General features: G+C 71.5%; 10 protein-coding genes and 1 CRISPR repeat array (1 of these 11 running past the window's edge). Of the genes, 9 read left to right on the top strand and 1 reads right to left on the bottom strand.

The window, feature by feature from the left end; all coding sequences use genetic code 11:
* A CRISPR array of direct repeats spans nucleotides 1-2,364; the repeat unit is 29 nt; unit sequence CTCCTCCCCGCACCCGCGGGGGTCAGCCG (it extends 651 nt beyond the left edge of the window).
* A gap of 405 nt (nucleotides 2,365-2,769) precedes the next feature.
* From ACFV8H_RS16000 to ACFV8H_RS15970, 7 genes are all read left to right on the top strand, one after another.
* Nucleotides 2,770-3,039, top strand: coding sequence for a hypothetical protein (locus ACFV8H_RS16000; RefSeq protein WP_380400111.1), 270 nt, complete (start codon nucleotides 2,770-2,772; stop codon nucleotides 3,037-3,039).
* Nucleotides 3,020-3,538, top strand: a complete 519-nt coding sequence (locus tag ACFV8H_RS15995) for a DUF6879 family protein (RefSeq protein ID WP_380400109.1) — start codon at nucleotides 3,020-3,022, stop codon at nucleotides 3,536-3,538. The genes ACFV8H_RS16000 and ACFV8H_RS15995 overlap by 20 nt, the downstream gene beginning before the upstream one ends.
* Nucleotides 3,539-3,552: 14 nt before the next feature.
* On the top strand, nucleotides 3,553-4,410 hold the full coding sequence (locus ACFV8H_RS15990) for a helix-turn-helix domain-containing protein (RefSeq protein ID WP_380400107.1): 858 nt from the start codon (nucleotides 3,553-3,555) through the stop codon (nucleotides 4,408-4,410).
* Nucleotides 4,411-4,742: 332 nt separating this feature from the next.
* The gene (locus ACFV8H_RS15985) at nucleotides 4,743-5,000 is read left to right on the top strand and encodes a hypothetical protein (protein ID WP_380400105.1); all 258 of its coding nucleotides are present in this window, start codon (nucleotides 4,743-4,745) and stop codon (nucleotides 4,998-5,000) included.
* Nucleotides 4,990-5,121, top strand: a complete 132-nt coding sequence (locus ACFV8H_RS15980) for a hypothetical protein (RefSeq protein ID WP_380400103.1) — start codon at nucleotides 4,990-4,992, stop codon at nucleotides 5,119-5,121. The genes ACFV8H_RS15985 and ACFV8H_RS15980 overlap by 11 nt, the downstream gene beginning before the upstream one ends.
* A gap of 75 nt (nucleotides 5,122-5,196) precedes the next feature.
* Entirely contained in the window at nucleotides 5,197-5,757 is a 561-nt protein-coding gene (locus ACFV8H_RS15975; protein WP_380400101.1) for a hypothetical protein, read from the top strand.
* Between the two features lie 244 nt (nucleotides 5,758-6,001).
* On the top strand, nucleotides 6,002-6,556 hold the full coding sequence (locus tag ACFV8H_RS15970) for a hypothetical protein (RefSeq protein ID WP_380400099.1): 555 nt from the start codon (nucleotides 6,002-6,004) through the stop codon (nucleotides 6,554-6,556).
* 473 nt (nucleotides 6,557-7,029) lie between these two features.
* Here the strand turns inward: ACFV8H_RS15970 and ACFV8H_RS15965 are convergent, their stop codons facing one another.
* Nucleotides 7,030-10,809 carry a DEAD/DEAH box helicase gene (locus tag ACFV8H_RS15965; RefSeq protein WP_380400097.1) on the bottom strand — a complete coding sequence of 1,260 codons (3,780 nt, stop codon included), beginning with the start codon at nucleotides 10,807-10,809 and terminating at the stop codon, nucleotides 7,030-7,032.
* A gap of 709 nt (nucleotides 10,810-11,518) precedes the next feature.
* Between ACFV8H_RS15965 and ACFV8H_RS15960 the strand changes: the two genes are divergently transcribed.
* Nucleotides 11,519-13,600: a hypothetical protein gene (locus ACFV8H_RS15960; protein WP_380400095.1), complete on the top strand. Its 2,082-nt coding sequence runs from the start codon at nucleotides 11,519-11,521 to the stop codon at nucleotides 13,598-13,600.
* Nucleotides 13,601-14,001: 401 nt separating this feature from the next.
* Nucleotides 14,002-15,501, top strand: coding sequence for an arabinofuranosidase catalytic domain-containing protein (locus ACFV8H_RS15955; protein WP_380400093.1), 1,500 nt, complete (start codon nucleotides 14,002-14,004; stop codon nucleotides 15,499-15,501).
* The last annotated feature ends 16 nt before the right edge of the window (nucleotides 15,502-15,517 follow it).

Here is a 15,517-nt window from a genome sequence, read left to right as displayed (position 1 = left end):
GCACCGGGGCGCGGCCCCCACTCCTCCCCGCACCCGCGGGGGTCAGCCGGCGCGGGAGGTTCGGACCCTGAGACGGGAGACCTCCTCCCCGCACCCGCGGGGGTCAGCCGGTCGGGGTCGGTCCACGCGGTGTCGAGGGGTTCTCCTCCCCGCACCCGCGGGGGTCAGCCGCGGTTGTCGACGGTGCCCCAGTAAGGGTGGAACTCCTCCCCGCACCCGCGGGGGTCAGCCGCCCGGCCAGTTGCCGTGGGCGCGGATGCGGTCCTCCTCCCCGCACCCGCGGGGGTCAGCCGGTGACGGCCGACCAGGTCGGGTGGGTGCGGATCTCCTCCCCGCACCCGCGGGGGTCAGCCGGACCAGGTCGCCCGCGCACCGCCCCGAGTGCCCTCCTCCCCGCACCCGCGGGGGTCAGCCGGCCGGCGGCTGCTACGCCAGGCGGGGAGTCTCCTCCTCCCCGCACCCGCGGGGGTCAGCCGAACAGGCCGATGGCCCGGCCGATGCCGCCGACCTCCTCCCCGCACCCGCGGGGGTCAGCCGCAGGCCACCGAGCGACTGCAGGAGCTCCGGCGCTCCTCCCCGCACCCGCGGGGGTCAGCCGGTCGATCGGCGCCATGTTTGCGCTTATCGCCCCTCCTCCCCGCACCCGCGGGGGTCAGCCGGCCCGCTACCCGAACAACCGGGTGGGGCTCTACTCCTCCCCGCACCCGCGGGGGTCAGCCGCAGCCGGCCGTCCGGATCGCGGCACTCAAGGTCTCCTCCCCCCACCCGCGGGGGTCAGCCGGCTCTCGCCCTGCTCCCGGACAACGTGCACGCCTCCTCCCCGCACCCGCGGGGGTCAGCCGTTCAGCTTCTCCAGGATCAGCGCCGCGACCGGCTCCTCCCCGCACCCGCGGGGGTCAGCCGTCGCGCTGCTCGACCGGCTCGGCCCGTACCGCCTCCTCCCCGCACCCGCGGGGGTCAGCCGGCCACGAGCATGCCGTCGGTCACGCAGTCCAACTCCTCCCCGCACCCGCGGGGGTCAGCCGGATCAACGACTCAGAGTCAACAGTCACCCACCCTCCTCCCCGCACCCGCGGGGGTCAGCCGTCATCGAGCGCCTCCTCGTCGCCTGGGTCGTCCTCCTCCCCGCACCCGCGGGGGTCAGCCGTCCCTCCAGGACTTGGCCAAGCAGTTCCAGGCCTCCTCCCCGCACCCGCGGGGGTCAGCCGCACGGCAACGAGATGAGGCTGCCGTCGGCTCGCTCCTCCCCGCACCCGCGGGGGTCAGCCGCGGGCCATCGCGGCCAGCGAGATGCAGTTCGACTCCTCCCCGCACCCGCGGGGGTCAGCCGTTCGCGCCGACGCTGAACGTCACGGTGGGCAGCTCCTCCCCGCACCCGCGGGGGTCAGCCGGAGGAGCACGTCCGCCAGCTCATCCAGTCGATCTCCTCCCCGCACCCGCGGGGGTCAGCCGAGACCGGCTACGAGGGCACGATCCTCGAGGTCCTCCTCCCCGCACCCGCGGGGGTCAGCCGTCGGTGTGGGACCTCACCAACCTGTCGACCCCCTCCTCCCCGCACCCGCGGGGGTCAGCCGTTGGCGGCCGGCTGAGGTAGGGACGAGCGGGTCTCCTCCCCGCACCCGCGGGGGTCAGCCGCGCCTCGGCACCGGAGAGCCGGTGTTCGACGCCTCCTCCCCACACCCGCGGGGGTCAGCCGGCCTGTCACGGCCCCTCCCTTCGGGCTAGTAGCTCCTCCCCGCACCCGCGGGGGTCAGCCGCCCGTCCTCACGAGCACGGCGCCTCCGGCTGCCTCCTCCCCGCACCCGCGGGGGTCAGCCGTTGCGGTTGTTGGTGACGGCGCCGTACGCCTCCTCCTCCCCGCACCCGCGGGGGTCAGCCGTTGCGGTTGTTGGTGACGGCGCCGTACGCCTCCTCCTCCCCGCACCCGCGGGGGTCAGCCGAACTTCATGGTCAGCTCGCCTTCGGCGTGACGCTCCTCCCCGCACCCGCGGGGGTCAGCCGCAGTAGTCGCAGGACTGCGGTTGCGTTTCGACCTCCTCCCCGCACCCGCGGGGGTCAGCCGCCGAAGCCCACGGAGGGCTTGGCGCTGGTGCTCTCCTCCCCGCACCCGCGGGGGTCAGCCGGCGACTGCCTCGACGTGATCCTCGCCGCCGAGCTCCTCCCCGCACCCGCGGGGGTCAGCCGGACGACGACATGACCACCCCCACTCGCTGCCCCTCCTCCCCGCACCCGCGGGGGTCAGCCGTCGCGTCACCGGGGCAGGGGTTGTGCCTCCTCCTCCCCGCACAAGCAGGGGTCAGCCGATGTATCCGTGTCTGGTGAGCAGGGCGATTTGCTCCACCCCGTTCAAGCGGGGCCAGCCGCCCTCGGCAGCGGCGACCATGCCGTCGAGGGTCTCTTCCCCACGCCCGTGGGAGTCAGCCAGTCATCGGGGGTCCAATAGGTCGAGGGTGGGCCTCCTTCCCCACGCACGTGGGGGTCACCGTCCCAGGCCGAGGTCCGCGACGCCGCCGGTCGCTCCTCCCCGCACCCGCGGGGGTCAGCCCCAACTGGCCCTGGTCGATCCCTTCGGCGTCGACGAGGGCCGTTCGTCGATTTCGTATCAGTGTTGAATCCCAACACCGAGACCTTGGTCTGCGCCGGCCACAGGAACATGGTCCCACCGCAGGATCAATCTGACTGCTCATCAGAACGTGATACGCCTGACGGGAGCACGGCCGGCCAGCATCCTTGGAACCACGTGGAACCTGATCGACGCTGGAGGCTGACATGGCCCTAGAGTTCCTGGGGATCTACCCGAACACTCCGGACGACGGCTCGCCGACCATCTGGCGGGAGACGGAGTCCGGTGACCTGCTCATCCAGTCGTACAAGGCCAGCGAGGACGACATCAAGGCCGCGCAGGAGACCGGTTCGGTCCCCGGTCACACCACGGACATCCCGGACCACGAGACCATGATCCGGCTGCCCGCCAACATGATCCAGTTCATCCTTCGACTCAAGGACGAGGACAGCAGCGGTGGCAACAGCGGTTCGTGAGGAGTTGGCGAAGGCCCAGCGCTCTGCGGTGCACCTGGAGATGCGGGACGGCTACATGCTGGACGACCCTGAATTCATCGCCTGGCAGCAGGGCAAACGGCTTGACCCGGCCGACCGTGAATCGTGGTGGCGGTCATGGCTGGACGTGGTGGCCGAGGCGACGGGCCGAGGAGTGTCGATGCGCCGTCTGCGGGTGGTCTCGGAGCCGGTGACCGACTACATCCGGTACGAGTACGACGTGACGTTTCCCAACGTCGCTGCGGGCGAGGAGATCCGGTGGCTGCCCCGCTCCCTCACAGGTGACCTCCTGCTCCCCGGTCTGGACGGGTGGGTCATGGACGGCCGGGTGGTGATTCTGCATCATTTCACGGGCGAGGGGCAGTGGGCTCCCGCCAAGATGGAGGTCCGCGAGGACGCCGAGCTGGCTGCCCGGTACCTGGCGGCCTATGAAGCCGCTTGGGAGCGGGCTATCCCTCACGCGGAGTTCCACCCCGCCTGATCGGTACTGAGCACATGGCCGATTCGGCGTCTTCGAGTGTCCAACGTGCCCGCCAAGGACTTGCGGATCAGCTCCGCGAGATTCAGCGGGACGCTGGGCTCAACGGGCGAGACTTGGCCGCCGCTTGCGGCTGGTACCCGTCCAAGGTCAGCCGCCTACTGAACGCCCACACCCCGCCGTCCGAAGAGGACATTCGAGCCTGGTGTCGTGCCTGTCGGGTGCCCGAGAGGACGGCTGACCTGATCGCCAATCTCCGTGCTGTGGCGGGCATGTTCGTGGAGTGGCGGCGCATCGAGCGGGCGGGGTTGAAGCAGGCCCAAGAGGCCCGCCGCCCGCTGTACGAGCGCACGCACCGGTTCCGGTCGTACTCGTCGTGGCTGATCCCTGGGCTGATCCAGACGCCCGGGTACACAGAAGCGGCTCTCCGGGCTATCCAGCAGCGCCGGGGCCTGGTGGACGACGTTGCCGCCGCCGTGGCCTCCCGCATGGAGCGTCAGCGGGTGGTCTACGAAGGGGACCGCCGGTTCGCGTTCCTGGTGGAAGAGTCGGTTCTGCACTCCGGTATCGGTGGCACGTCCGTGATGCGCGACCAACTCCACCACCTGTCAGGCGTCGGGTCACTTCCCAATGTCAGCTTGGGGATTGTGCCAATGCGGCCAGACCGGGTGAGGTGGCCGGCCGAGGGCTTCTGGATCTTCGATTCCGCGCAGGTGAACGTGGAACTTGTCTCCGGCTACCTGACGATCTCGCAGCCCTCTGAGGTGGCGATGTACGCCGAGACCTTCGCCGAGCTGTCCGAGCTGGCCGGGCTGGCCGTGTACGGCCCCGCGGCGCGGGAGCTGATCGAGTCGGCGGCTGGGCTGCTTGGGTGACCTGCGCCGACTGGCGTGGAATCCGGTAGAACTTCGTAGCAACCCGTTCCGGCCTCTCCCTACCGTCCTGTTGACGGGATTTCGCGTGGGATTGCACGGGAGGTACGGGCATGGGCACTCGAACGGAACAGGTCCGCGAGCAGGCAGCACCGCCGACGTGCCCGGAGTGCGCCGCCCTGGAGGCCCGTGCGGCCAAGGCGAATCGGTTAGAGACCACGGTGGCTGGTACCGCGACGAGTCGGCCTTGGCCGACGTCCGGGTCCTGCGGCGGCTGCACGTCGGCTCGTGCCCGCTGGGGGTGCGCGATGCCGCGTGAGCCTCTGACGGAGTTCATGACCGGCCAGTCCGGGGCCGAAGGCCCGCTGACCGTGATGGAGTCGAACCCGCCGGGGATCACGGCGAGTGCGTGCCTGGAGTGCCGGATGTTCGACGGGTGGGCGTCGCAGTACGCCCGCGAGGGTGACCGCGACCGCGTGGCCTGGGTAGGCCGGCAGCGTGACCGCCACCACGACCCCTTGTGCGGGGAGTGCGCCGACCCGACGCGGTCGAACGGTTTCGTGGACCCGGAGGACGGCGAGATTGCCCAGTGACAACCGCGCGGCCCTTCCCCCGGTGCCGCCGCCGACCGAGGCGGAGCCGGACGACGACCCGCCCGCCGAAGACCCCGCGCTGGAGCCCGCCGAGGAGAAGCCCGCCCAGCCGTCGAAGTAGCGGTTCCTGGCACACTGGCAGGCCCCTCGTGCTCGTTGGCGAGGGGCCTGCCCCCACTTGCAAGGGAGAGCACCGATGGCTGACCGTCTGGTCATCTCGTACGAGTCGCGCCATTTCGCGGACGTTGACTGGTCGAGGAACGCGGACCGCTGGCGGGCCAACTTCTACGAGAACGGAGCCAAGGTCTTCGGCACCGCCGACATCACCCGAGTCATCCCGGGCATCACACCGAATCCGCGGGAGACGTTGGGGCAGGACCCTGGCCTACTCGACCGCATCCCGCGCGTGATCTTCACCGAGGACGGGGGGCTCGTGCCGGTGCTCGCCGAGCTGCACCCCTCGCTGCTACTCCTACTGGAATCGGTCCACGTCTCGGACGAGTGGCGGGGCAAGGGTGTGGGGATGCGGTTGGCCGTCGAGGCTCTGCGCCGTCTGGCCGTCCCGGGAGCGCTGGCCGTCTGCTACCCGGCTCCGATCCACGACCACGGGCCGGACGAACCATGCAGCTATGACTCCGACGACCCGGAGGTCCGGCGGCCGGACGAGGAGGCGATCGAGAAGCTTCGCCGAGCATGGGAGCGGCACGGCTTCTCCCTGCTCGCCGATGGCGTGTACGCCCGCCGGGTGGAGCCCTGAGCGGGTGTCCTACCCTGTCGTGGATAAACGAATCTGGCCCCCACAGGGGTCAGCCGGGTGACCCGTGAACCGGTGAGGTGAACAGGGTCTCCTCCCCGCACGAGCGGGGGTCAGCCAGCGGTGCGGCGCACCACGGCCAGCATCATCGCCTCCTCCCCGCACGAGCGGGTTCGTGAGCGGCTACGGCCAGTGGGTTCGGGGGATAGGCTCTCGTCCTGGATCAAGGTAGTCAGGAGAGGAACCCATGGGCCAGAAAGTCATCCGCTTCTCGGACCTGACCGGCAAGCACGTCGACGACGACGCCCAGCTGGTGCGCATCGTCGTTCAGGACCACCCTGACCTGGAAGACGGCCCCGTCGAGATCGAGGCGCTGGCCGAGGAGCTGTCCGGCGTTCAGGACCTGGCACTCGACCTGGTGACGTTCGAGCTGCACTACCCGGACTCAGACGAACCGCAGACCGTCGTCATGGAGGCCGAGGCGTTCAACCGTCTGGTGTCGGACGGCTCCATGGCCGAGGTGCTGCGCAGCGCCAAGCGGGTGCCCCGGAGCATTCCGAGCCAGGCTCAGCAGCCCGCGGCCAAGGACCGCATCAACTACGCCAGCCTGGAGCACGCCGGCAAGCCTCACAAGGGCCGCACCACCGACGCCGAGAAGCAGCTCGTCCGGCAGCACTTGGACCGGATCAACGAGCAGCTGACCGCACAGGGCATCCGAACCATCGACCTGACCAACCCGGACCACGTGGCCCGGTACGGTCTGGAGGCAGTCGCCCAGGAGCGCGGCGCCATCCTGGGGTAGGCGCGTGCAACAGGCCGTGGGGCTCGATGGCGGCGGATCGGCTCGCCCGGTCGTACGCGCCCTGGTGACCCAGAATCGACAGCAGGTCGCCCTCGGCGAAGCGGGGCCCACCGTCACAGCGGTGCCCAGCGCCCAGTCTCCGTCTGCGGCACCGCGCAGTCTGGCCAGGGCGATGGCATCGGCCATCTTCACCGATCGCCGCGAGATCCTCTCCGCGCTCGGAAGCGGGCAACCGCGTGCGGAGAACCAGCCCCGGAGCCAGTCCAGCTGCTCCCCGCAGGCGCGGGGGTCAACCGTGCATGCTCCCGGTGCTCAACCGGCCTGTCCTGTCCTCCCCGCACAGTCGGGGGTCGGCGAACCGTCACCGGTTTCTTCCGCGGGCTCCGGCTTCCCCCGCTGGAGCGGAGTCCGGCTGGCCGTGGCGTCGGCGCTGACGCGGTGCCACGGTCAGGCCTGGCGGGCGCCGGTCGGCACTACGCCGACGCCGCCGGTGGTTCGGGGCGGTCGCGGGGCCAGGTGTCGCGGTCCTCGAGGTGGCGGTAGACGGGCAGTTCGGCGGCGAGGACGTCGAAGTGGGGCAGGTCGGACCACAGGGCGCGGTCGCCGATGACGTAGAGGCGGCGTTTGGCGCGGCTGGCGGCGACGTTGAGGAGGTGGGGGGTGCGGGCGGCCCAGGCGCGGGCGCCGGGGCGGCCGGCGCCGAGCAGGAGGATGACGGCGTCGGCTTCCTTGCCCTGCGCCTTGTGGACGGTGGCGCAGCGTTCGTCGAGGAGTTCGGTGGTCCAGCCGGGGTGGGTACGGCAGGTTTCGCGGGCTTCTCGGACGAGGGCGCGGAAGGGGGCGATGATGCGCAGGCGTTCGGGGGTGACGTGGTGCCGGTGGAGGCTGTGGAGGACGAAGTCGAGGGCGCGGCGGTCGCGTTCGCCCCAGGGGTCGGAGCTGTTGCGGGTGGGGTCGGGGGTGTCGAGCCAGCGGCTGGGCAGGAGGCCGTCCTGGTCGGTGTTGGGGAACGGCTTGGGGTGGGTGCCGTGGACCATGAGGCCGTCGTAGGCGATCTGGTTGCTGACGGTGAACATGGGGTCTTCGCAGCGGCGGTGGACGCGTAGGGGTGAGCCGACCCAGACGGTCTCGTCGTCGTTGCCGGTGGGGTCGGGCAGGTAGGTGCCGTAGCGGTTGACACGGTCGGCGACGGCTTGGGCGGAGGTGGTGGAGGGGAGCCATTCCTCGTCGACGCCGTGGGCGAGCAGGAGGCGGCGTTGGAGGGCTGAGGGCATGGTGACGACGGGTTCGAGCTGGAGGGGGTCGCCGACGAGGACGGCGCGGCGGGCGCGCCAGAGGGCTCCGACGGCGGCCTGCGGGGTGGCCTGGCCGGCTTCGTCGACGAGGATCCAGCCGATGCTGCCTTGGCCGAGGCGGGCGAACATGCTGCCGATGGAGGAGAAGGTGGTGGAGACGACGGGGACGAGGAGGTAGAGGGTCTGCCAGGCCTGGGCGACCTGTTTGTCGGGGATGGGGCCGTTGGTGCCGGCCATGAGGTCCATGAGGGTCTGCAGATTGCCGCTGATGCGCAGGGCGTTGTTGGCGGCGAAGGCGCGGTGCAGGTCGAGCGCGCGCAGGAAGAGGTCGCTGCGGGCGGTGCACCAGGCTTCGTCGGACCAGGGAGCTCCGAGTTCCTGCTGCTGGTCGTCGAGGTGGGACCAGTCGAGGGGCAGGCTGGGGAGGGCGGTGGCGGCCTGGCGGAGGTCACGGTGGGCGGAGTCGAGGTCGGCGGTGGCGGCGGCCAGGTCGCGTCGGGCGGCGGTGGCGTCACGCCGGGCGTGCTGGACGGCCTGGTAGGCGGCTGACTCGGCGGTGCGGGCGGCGTCCTCACGGGTGAGGGCTCTGTCGAGGGCGGCGGTGGCCTGGGCGAGCACGGTGGCGGAGTCGGCGTGCTGGTGCTCGGCGAGTTCCTCGGCGTGGACGCAGCGGGCGATGTGGCCGTCGGCGTCCTGCAGGGCGGTGCGTTGCTGGACGAGCAGGTCGAGGATCTCGGCCTGGGTGCGTTCGTGCTGCTGCTCGGCGGCCTGGCGTTCGGCTGTGCTCTGGAGCAGTCGGCGCAGGCCCGCGCGCAGGCCGGGTTCGGCGGCGGGAGGTGCTTCGTGGCGGGCGGTCAGGGCGTCGATGTACTGGCGGTGGTGGTGGGCCCGTTCGCGGGCGGCCGCCAGGTCGGCGCGGACGACCGCGAGGGCTTCGCGGGCCTGGGGGACGCGTCGGGTGGCGGCTTGGTGGGCGGCTTCGGCGGCTACGGCGGTGGATCCGGCGGTGAGGACGGCTGTGGTGGCGTCGGTGTGCCGGGCCTCGGCGGCCGTGGCTCGCTGGTCGGCGTGGGCGACGGCGGTACGGAGGGCGTCGAGGCGGGCGCGGCCGCGGCCCGATTCGGTCTCGGCCAGGGCGGTGGCGAGGTGGGCGCGTTCGATGCGCAGGCGTTCCACTTCGGCCTGGGCGGCCTTGAAGGCGGTGACGGCCTCGTGCCAGGAGGGGACGGGCTTAACAGGGCCGGTCGGGGCGGGGACAGGGGCAGGGGCGGGGTGGTTGCCCCCTCGCGGTGGCGTGCGGGCGGGTTTCGGGGCGCGCGGCGGGATCCAGTCGCCGAGGATCGTCTTCATTCCGCGCAGCGGGGGGAGTCCGGCGGCGGTGCGTGCGTCGGTCTCCTTCTCGGTCAGGTTGCCCCACCAGAAGCGTTGGGCGAACTTCGTCCGGTTGGCCTTGTTGCCGAGCACGGCGGCGACCAGGCCCCAGGCGGGGGCGCCGTCGAGCAGCGCGGAGGCCAGGTCGGAGAAGTGGTCGGGGCCTCCGTGCCAGTGCTCGTCGAGGGCCGCGGCGCCCGGCAGTTCGGCGGTGACGTTCTCGACGGCACCGTTGTTGGAGGAGGTGACGACGATCTCGTAACCCGTGAGCTTGGGATCGAGGGCGGCGACGTAGCGCTTGTGGCCCTGGCGGTTCCGGCCCTGCCAGGCGCGTCCCGCGAAGGCGTCCCCGGGCCGCCTGTAGGAGGCCATCACCGCGGCCCGTTCGACCACGAGGGCGGCGACGAGGTCGCGCAGCATGGTGGTCTTGCCGGTGCCGGGCGGGCCGTTGACGGAGAACAGGCCGCCGTCGGTGCCCTCGCGGTCGGCGAGCATGCGGTTGACGGCGAACTGCTGGCTGAGCGCGAGCGGGTGGCCCGCGTTGGCGGGCCACCGGCCGGCGGGCACGAGGGCGGGGGCGACGCCGTCGAGGACGGTGCGGCGGTCCTGGCGCAGGTCGGTGCGGGCGTGGACGGCGACGGCGGTACGCGGGGTGAGGTAGGCGTCCAGGGCGGGGCCGAGGCCGGCACCGTCCTCCGCCTCGAGGGAGGCGCGGACCCGGGCGAGGTCGGGCGGCAGGAGACTGTTGAGGAAGGGTTGGTTGGCGGCGGGCTTGACGCCGGGGTCGCGGGGAAGTCGGACGAGGTAACTGCGCACGCGGATCATGCGCGGATCAAGGTGGTGCTGGACGCCGCAGAGGTGGGCGATCTGAGCGGTCAGGGCGACGAGGTCGGCGAACGCGACCGGGCGGACGTCGGGGCCGTCCGCGGGCGGGGCCGCGTCGGCTGTGACCGCTGAGCCGGCAGGCTCGGTCGGCCTGGCGGGCTCGGCAGGCGCGTGGCTGTCAGTGGGCGCGTGACCTTGGGCGGCGCCGTCCTGCGCCGGGCGGCGGGTCGCCACCCAGTCCGCGACCCGCTTCACCAACGGTTCCGTTGCCCCCTGCACGGCGGCGCCCGCGACCTGGCCGAACAGGGCGCCGACCGCCGCCACCGCGGCCCCGCCCAGGACCTCGGCGAGCAGCTGCTGCCAGGCGCGGGCCGGGCTGCCCTCCGAAGCCGGTGCCGGCCCCACGGGCCGGAACACCTGCAGGCCGTACGGACCCGGTGCGGGACGCTCCCCGGTGGTGTACGCGATCGGCGCGGCGGCCAGCTGACCCACCGCGACCTCGAACGCCTCACCCAAGTCCTCGAAGCCGTCCAACCACCCCGGTGCCGAAGGCCCCGGATCGAACAGGCGCCCCGTCGCCCAAGCACACGCCGACACCACCGACGTCCCCTCGACCGGGCGGCCGTACTCGTCCAGGACCAGCGCGAACATCGCGCTCTTGCCCGGCAGCACCAACTCCTCCTGCGGCACCCCGGGATCCGGGTCGGTGCCCTCGGGCAGCACCGCGATCATCGCCTGGCGCAGCAGCTCGAGGTCGAACACCCCGCCATACACCTCGTGTCGCCACACCATCCCGTGCAACGCCCGATGAGCGGCCGTCTCCGGATGCTCCACAGCCCACGGCAACAGCGGCCGGGCCTGACCCGCAGTCGGCGAGAGATCGACGACCACCGTGTCGGAAGCGCGAAGCCTGCCCGTACGACGCTTGCGAGGAACCTCCGGAATCGTCGGCGGGCTGAACAGCTCGATGGCCCGCCAACACTCCAACAGGTCCGTCACCTGCCGGTCCCGCCCCTGTCCGCCCCGCATGCCACGCCCCCGTGTCGAACCTGCGGCCCGCAGCCGCTTCGTGTGCCGCCCAGCTGGCCGCAGAATCTACCGGACGGCGACCAGTGGAGCCGAGACACCAAGGTGAAAGGTACGGCCAACCGCACATACCCACTGGGACGGACCCCGGACAAATCAGCAACATCCCGATGGGGCACCACCGGCAGATGGCACGATCACTAGGTGCGGGTGCGCTGTGGGTCAGCCGCTGGCGAGCCATTGCGCCGCCTGGGCGGGGTGGCTTGTTCAGAAGGTGAACGGCCTTGTTCAGAAGGTGAACGGCGCGCTGGCTCTTGACGGGGGATCAGGGCGCCGTGAGACTCCGGTTCTGACATGCTCACTCCCCATCGATGGTCGGGTGAGGGGCTTCCGCGGGATTGAACCGGTGTTCATTTCGCGAACGCGGACGAGAGGAATCCACCGTATGCATCGCACAGTCCTTTCGCGGGTCGGGGCGCTGTTGGCCGCGCTCGCCCTGGCGTTCGCCGGGGTGTTCGGCCTCGCGTCCGCGGCCGCCGCCTCCGCCGCCTCGGACGACTACTCCCAGAGCGCCACGGCGCTCGGTGCCTCGCAGGTGCGGATCGTGTTCACGCCGGTGGCGCCGGCCCGGTACGTGGACGTCCACTACCTGGTCGGCGGCGCGAACCAGCAGAACTTCCGGATGGCGCAGGAGGGCGGCAGCTGGACCCGTACGGTCAGCTCGCTCGCCGCCGACGCCGTGGTCGAGTACTGGTTCACGTACGAGAAGGACGGTCCGCAGTACGACACCCCGCACTTCAGCTACACCCAGGGCGGCGGCACCGGCGGCGGTTCCACGGACGGGTGCCCGGACCGGTCGGATACGCCGGACCTGGGCCCGAACGTGCACGTGTTTGACCCCGGGATGTCGAGTGCCGCCATCCAGGCCGAGCTGGACGCGCAGTTCGCGCGGATGAAGGACACCAACAGCGCGCAGTTCTCCGAGGACCGGGTGGCCGACCTGTTCAAGCCCGGCGTGTACACCGTGGAGGACAACGTCGGGTTCTACACCTCGGTCGCGGGCCTGGGGCTCAACCCGGGCGACGTGACCATCAACGGCCATGTCACGGTGGACGCGTTCAACGCCTCGGACGCGGGCAACGCGACGCAGAACTTCTGGCGCTCGGCGGAGAACCTGGCCATCAACCCAGCCGGCGGCAACCGCTGGGCGGTGGCGCAGGCGGCGCCGCTGCGGCGCATCGACGTCCGCGGCGACCTGCAGCTCTACCCGGCCGGCTACGGCTGGGCGAGCGGCGGCTACCTCGCCGACAGCAAGGTGGCGGGCCAGGCCGCGTCCTCCTCGCAGCAGCAGTGGTACACCCGGGACAGCAGCCTGGGCGGCTGGAACGGCGGGGTGTGGAACATGGTCTTCTCCGGCACCGCCGGCGCGCCCGCCAACACCTTCCCCAACCCCCCGGAGACCACGCTGGGCACCACGCCCGTCTCGCGTGACGTGCCCTACCTCTACGTCGACGGCGCCGGCCGGTACCGGGTGTTCCTGCCCGCTCTGCGCACCGACGCCTCGGGCCCCAGCTGGGCGGGCGGCGCCACGGCGGGCAGCTCGCTGTCGATGGACCGGTTCTACGTCGTCAAGGCCGGCGACACCGCCTCGACCATCAATGCGGCGCTGGCGCAGGGGTGCAACCTGTTCGTCACCCCGGGCGTCTACCACCTCGACCGCACGCTCGACGTCACCCGGGCCGGAACCGTCGTCCTGGGCATCGGCTTCCCGACGTTCGTACCGGACCACGGGGTCGACGCGATGCGGGTCGCCGACGTCGACGGCGTCCGCCTCAAGGGCCTGCTGTTCGACGCCGGCACCGTCAACTCGGCCGCGCTGCTGACGGTCGGAGCCCCGGGGACGGGCGTGCGCCACGCGGGCGACCCGACCACCGTCCAGGACGTCTTCTTCCGCATCGGCGGCGAGATCGCGGGCAAGGCGACCACGAGCCTGGTCGTCAACAGCAACGACGCGATCATCGACGACATCTGGGCCTGGCGCGCCGACCACGGCAACGCGGGCACGGTCGGCTGGGGCGTCAACACGGCCGACAACGGACTGGTCGTCAACGGCGACAACGTCGTGGCCACGGGCCTGTTCGTCGAGCACTACCAGAAGTACAACGTCACCTGGAACGGCCAGAACGGCCGGACGATCTTCTTCCAGAACGAGATGCCGTACGACGTGCCGAACCAGGCCGCCTGGATGAGCCCGACCGGGACCAAGGGCTACGCCGCGTACAAGGTGGGTGACCTCGTCACCTCGCACGAGGCGTGGGGGCTGGGCAGCTACTGCTACTTCAACACCAACCCGGCGGTGAGCAGCTACCACGCGTTCGAGGTGCCCAGCGCCCCGGGCGTGCGGCTGCACGACGTGCTCACCGTCTCGCTCGGCGGCAAGGGCACGATCAGCCGCGTCGTCAACGACACGGGGGCCGCCACTCCCACGGGCAGCACCGTGCCCAGCAACGTGGTCGCCTTCCCCTGACCCCGACCCTTCCCCGGCCCTGACCCTGCCCCGGCCCTGACCCTGCCTCAACCCGTTGGCCGCTCCACCGCCCCAGCGCGGTGGAGCGGCCGACGCGCGTTCCGGATACTTATGTGCTGCACATGCCTTGTCGCCCGGAGGAGCCATGTGTCAGTCTCATTTCGGCTCACCGCGACTGCCCCGCGGCGGGCCGCACCATCAGCGCTGCTCCACCGCCTTTGTGAGCGCTCACAATGGGCGAGCCGCCTCACTGGCGCCGCAGTGGAATGTGTCGTACTCATCGCGGGTCGCCGTTCCACCCCTCGCGCTCTCGCACCCCTCTCGCTCTCGCACCCCCGTGTCCTCGCACCCCCGTGTCCTCGCGTCCATGTGTCCTCGTGTCCCACCCACAGGAGGCTCCGATGCACCACCGCATGACCCCCCGCTTCACCCTCTTACACCGCCCCGGCACCGTGCTACTGCTGATCCTCGCGGTGGCGATGGCCCTGCTCGGCGGCCCGGGCACCGCGAGCGCCCCCGCCGCGGAGGCGGCGGCGCTGCCCTGCGACCTCTACGCGGCCGGTGGCGCGCCCTGCATCGCGGCCCACGCCACCACCCGGGCGCTGTTCGCGGCGTACAACGGCCCGCTGTACCAAGTCCAGCGCGGCTCCGACCACGCGTACCGCGACGTGGGCCCGTTCGCCCCCGGCGGCTACGCCGACGCGTCGGCCCAGACGTCCTTCTGCGCCGGGACCTCGTGCATCATCACCAAGATCTACGACCAGACCAGCCGCCACAACGACCTGGCCATCTCGTGGGGCGGCTACTGGAAGGGCCCCGGCCCCAACGGCGAGGACGTCGGCGCCGACGCCTCCGCGCTGCCCGTCATGGCGGGCGGGCACCAGGTGTTCGGCGTCAAGGTCACCCAGGGCGTGGGCTACCGGATCGACCACGCCAACGGGGCGCCCACCGGCTCCCAGCCCGAGGGCATCTACATGGTGACCTCCTCCGAGTTCACCGACCAGTGGTGCTGCTTCGACTACGGCAGCGGCGAGAACACCCACACCGACACCGGCGACGCCACCATGAACGCCATCTACTGGGGCAACGCCTGCTGGTTCAAGAACTGCACCGGCACCGGCCCGTGGGTCGAGGCCGACCTGGAGAACGGGATGTTCCACACCAACACCGGCTCCAACAAGGACCCGAACAACCAGGGCGTGCACTACCCCTTCGTGACCGCGCTGGAGAAGAACAACGGGACCAGCAACTTCACCCTGAAGTACGGCAACGCCGCGAGCGGCGGCCTCACGACCACGTACTCCGGCGCCCTGCCGAACGGCTACTCCCCGATGAAGACCGACAGCTCCCTGCTGCTCGGGACCGGCGGCGACAACAGCGTCTCCGGACAGGGCGAGTTCTTCGAAGGCGCGATCACCACCGGCTTCCCGACCGACGCCACCGAGAACGCGGTGCAGGCCAGCGTCAACACCGCCGGCTACGGCGGCACCGGCGGCGGCACGGGCGCCCCGCTGCGCAGCACCAGCGCCAACCGCTGCCTGGAGGTGCCGAACGGCACCCAGACCAACGGCACCCAGGCCAACGGCACCCAGACCCAGCTGTGGGACTGCCACAGCGGCGCTAACCAGCAGTGGACCCAGACCGCCGCCAAGGAGCTGCGCGTCCTCGGCGGCAAGTGCCTGGACGCGGAGGCCAAGGGCACCGCGAACGGCACCAAGGCGATCACCTGGGACTGCAACGGCCAGACCAACCAGCAGTGGAACGTCAACGCCGACGGCACCGTCACCAGCGTGCAGTCCGGGCTGTGCCTGGACGTCAGCGCCTACGGCACGGCCAACGGCACCCTGATCCAGCTGTGGCAGTGCACCGGCGCCACCAACCAGAAATGGGACCGCAGTTGACGCGAGGAGAGAGCGC

This window comes from Kitasatospora sp. NPDC059827 (assembly GCF_042731675.1).
Lineage (GTDB): Bacteria > Actinomycetota > Actinomycetes > Streptomycetales > Streptomycetaceae > Kitasatospora.
This window is presented reverse-complemented; position numbering and strand designations above follow the sequence as displayed.

Coding starts and splice junctions, on each gene's coding strand:
- ACFV8H_RS16000 (WP_380400111.1), top strand. CDS start 2,770: ATGGCCCTAGAGTTCCTGGGGATCTACCCGAACACTCCGGACGACGGC.
- ACFV8H_RS15990 (WP_380400107.1), top strand. CDS start 3,553: ATGGCCGATTCGGCGTCTTCGAGTGTCCAACGTGCCCGCCAAGGACTT.
- ACFV8H_RS15985 (WP_380400105.1), top strand. CDS start 4,743: ATGACCGGCCAGTCCGGGGCCGAAGGCCCGCTGACCGTGATGGAGTCG.
- ACFV8H_RS15975 (WP_380400101.1), top strand. CDS start 5,197: ATGGCTGACCGTCTGGTCATCTCGTACGAGTCGCGCCATTTCGCGGAC.
- ACFV8H_RS15970 (WP_380400099.1), top strand. CDS start 6,002: ATGGGCCAGAAAGTCATCCGCTTCTCGGACCTGACCGGCAAGCACGTC.
- ACFV8H_RS15960 (WP_380400095.1), top strand. CDS start 11,519: ATGCATCGCACAGTCCTTTCGCGGGTCGGGGCGCTGTTGGCCGCGCTC.
- ACFV8H_RS15955 (WP_380400093.1), top strand. CDS start 14,002: ATGCACCACCGCATGACCCCCCGCTTCACCCTCTTACACCGCCCCGGC.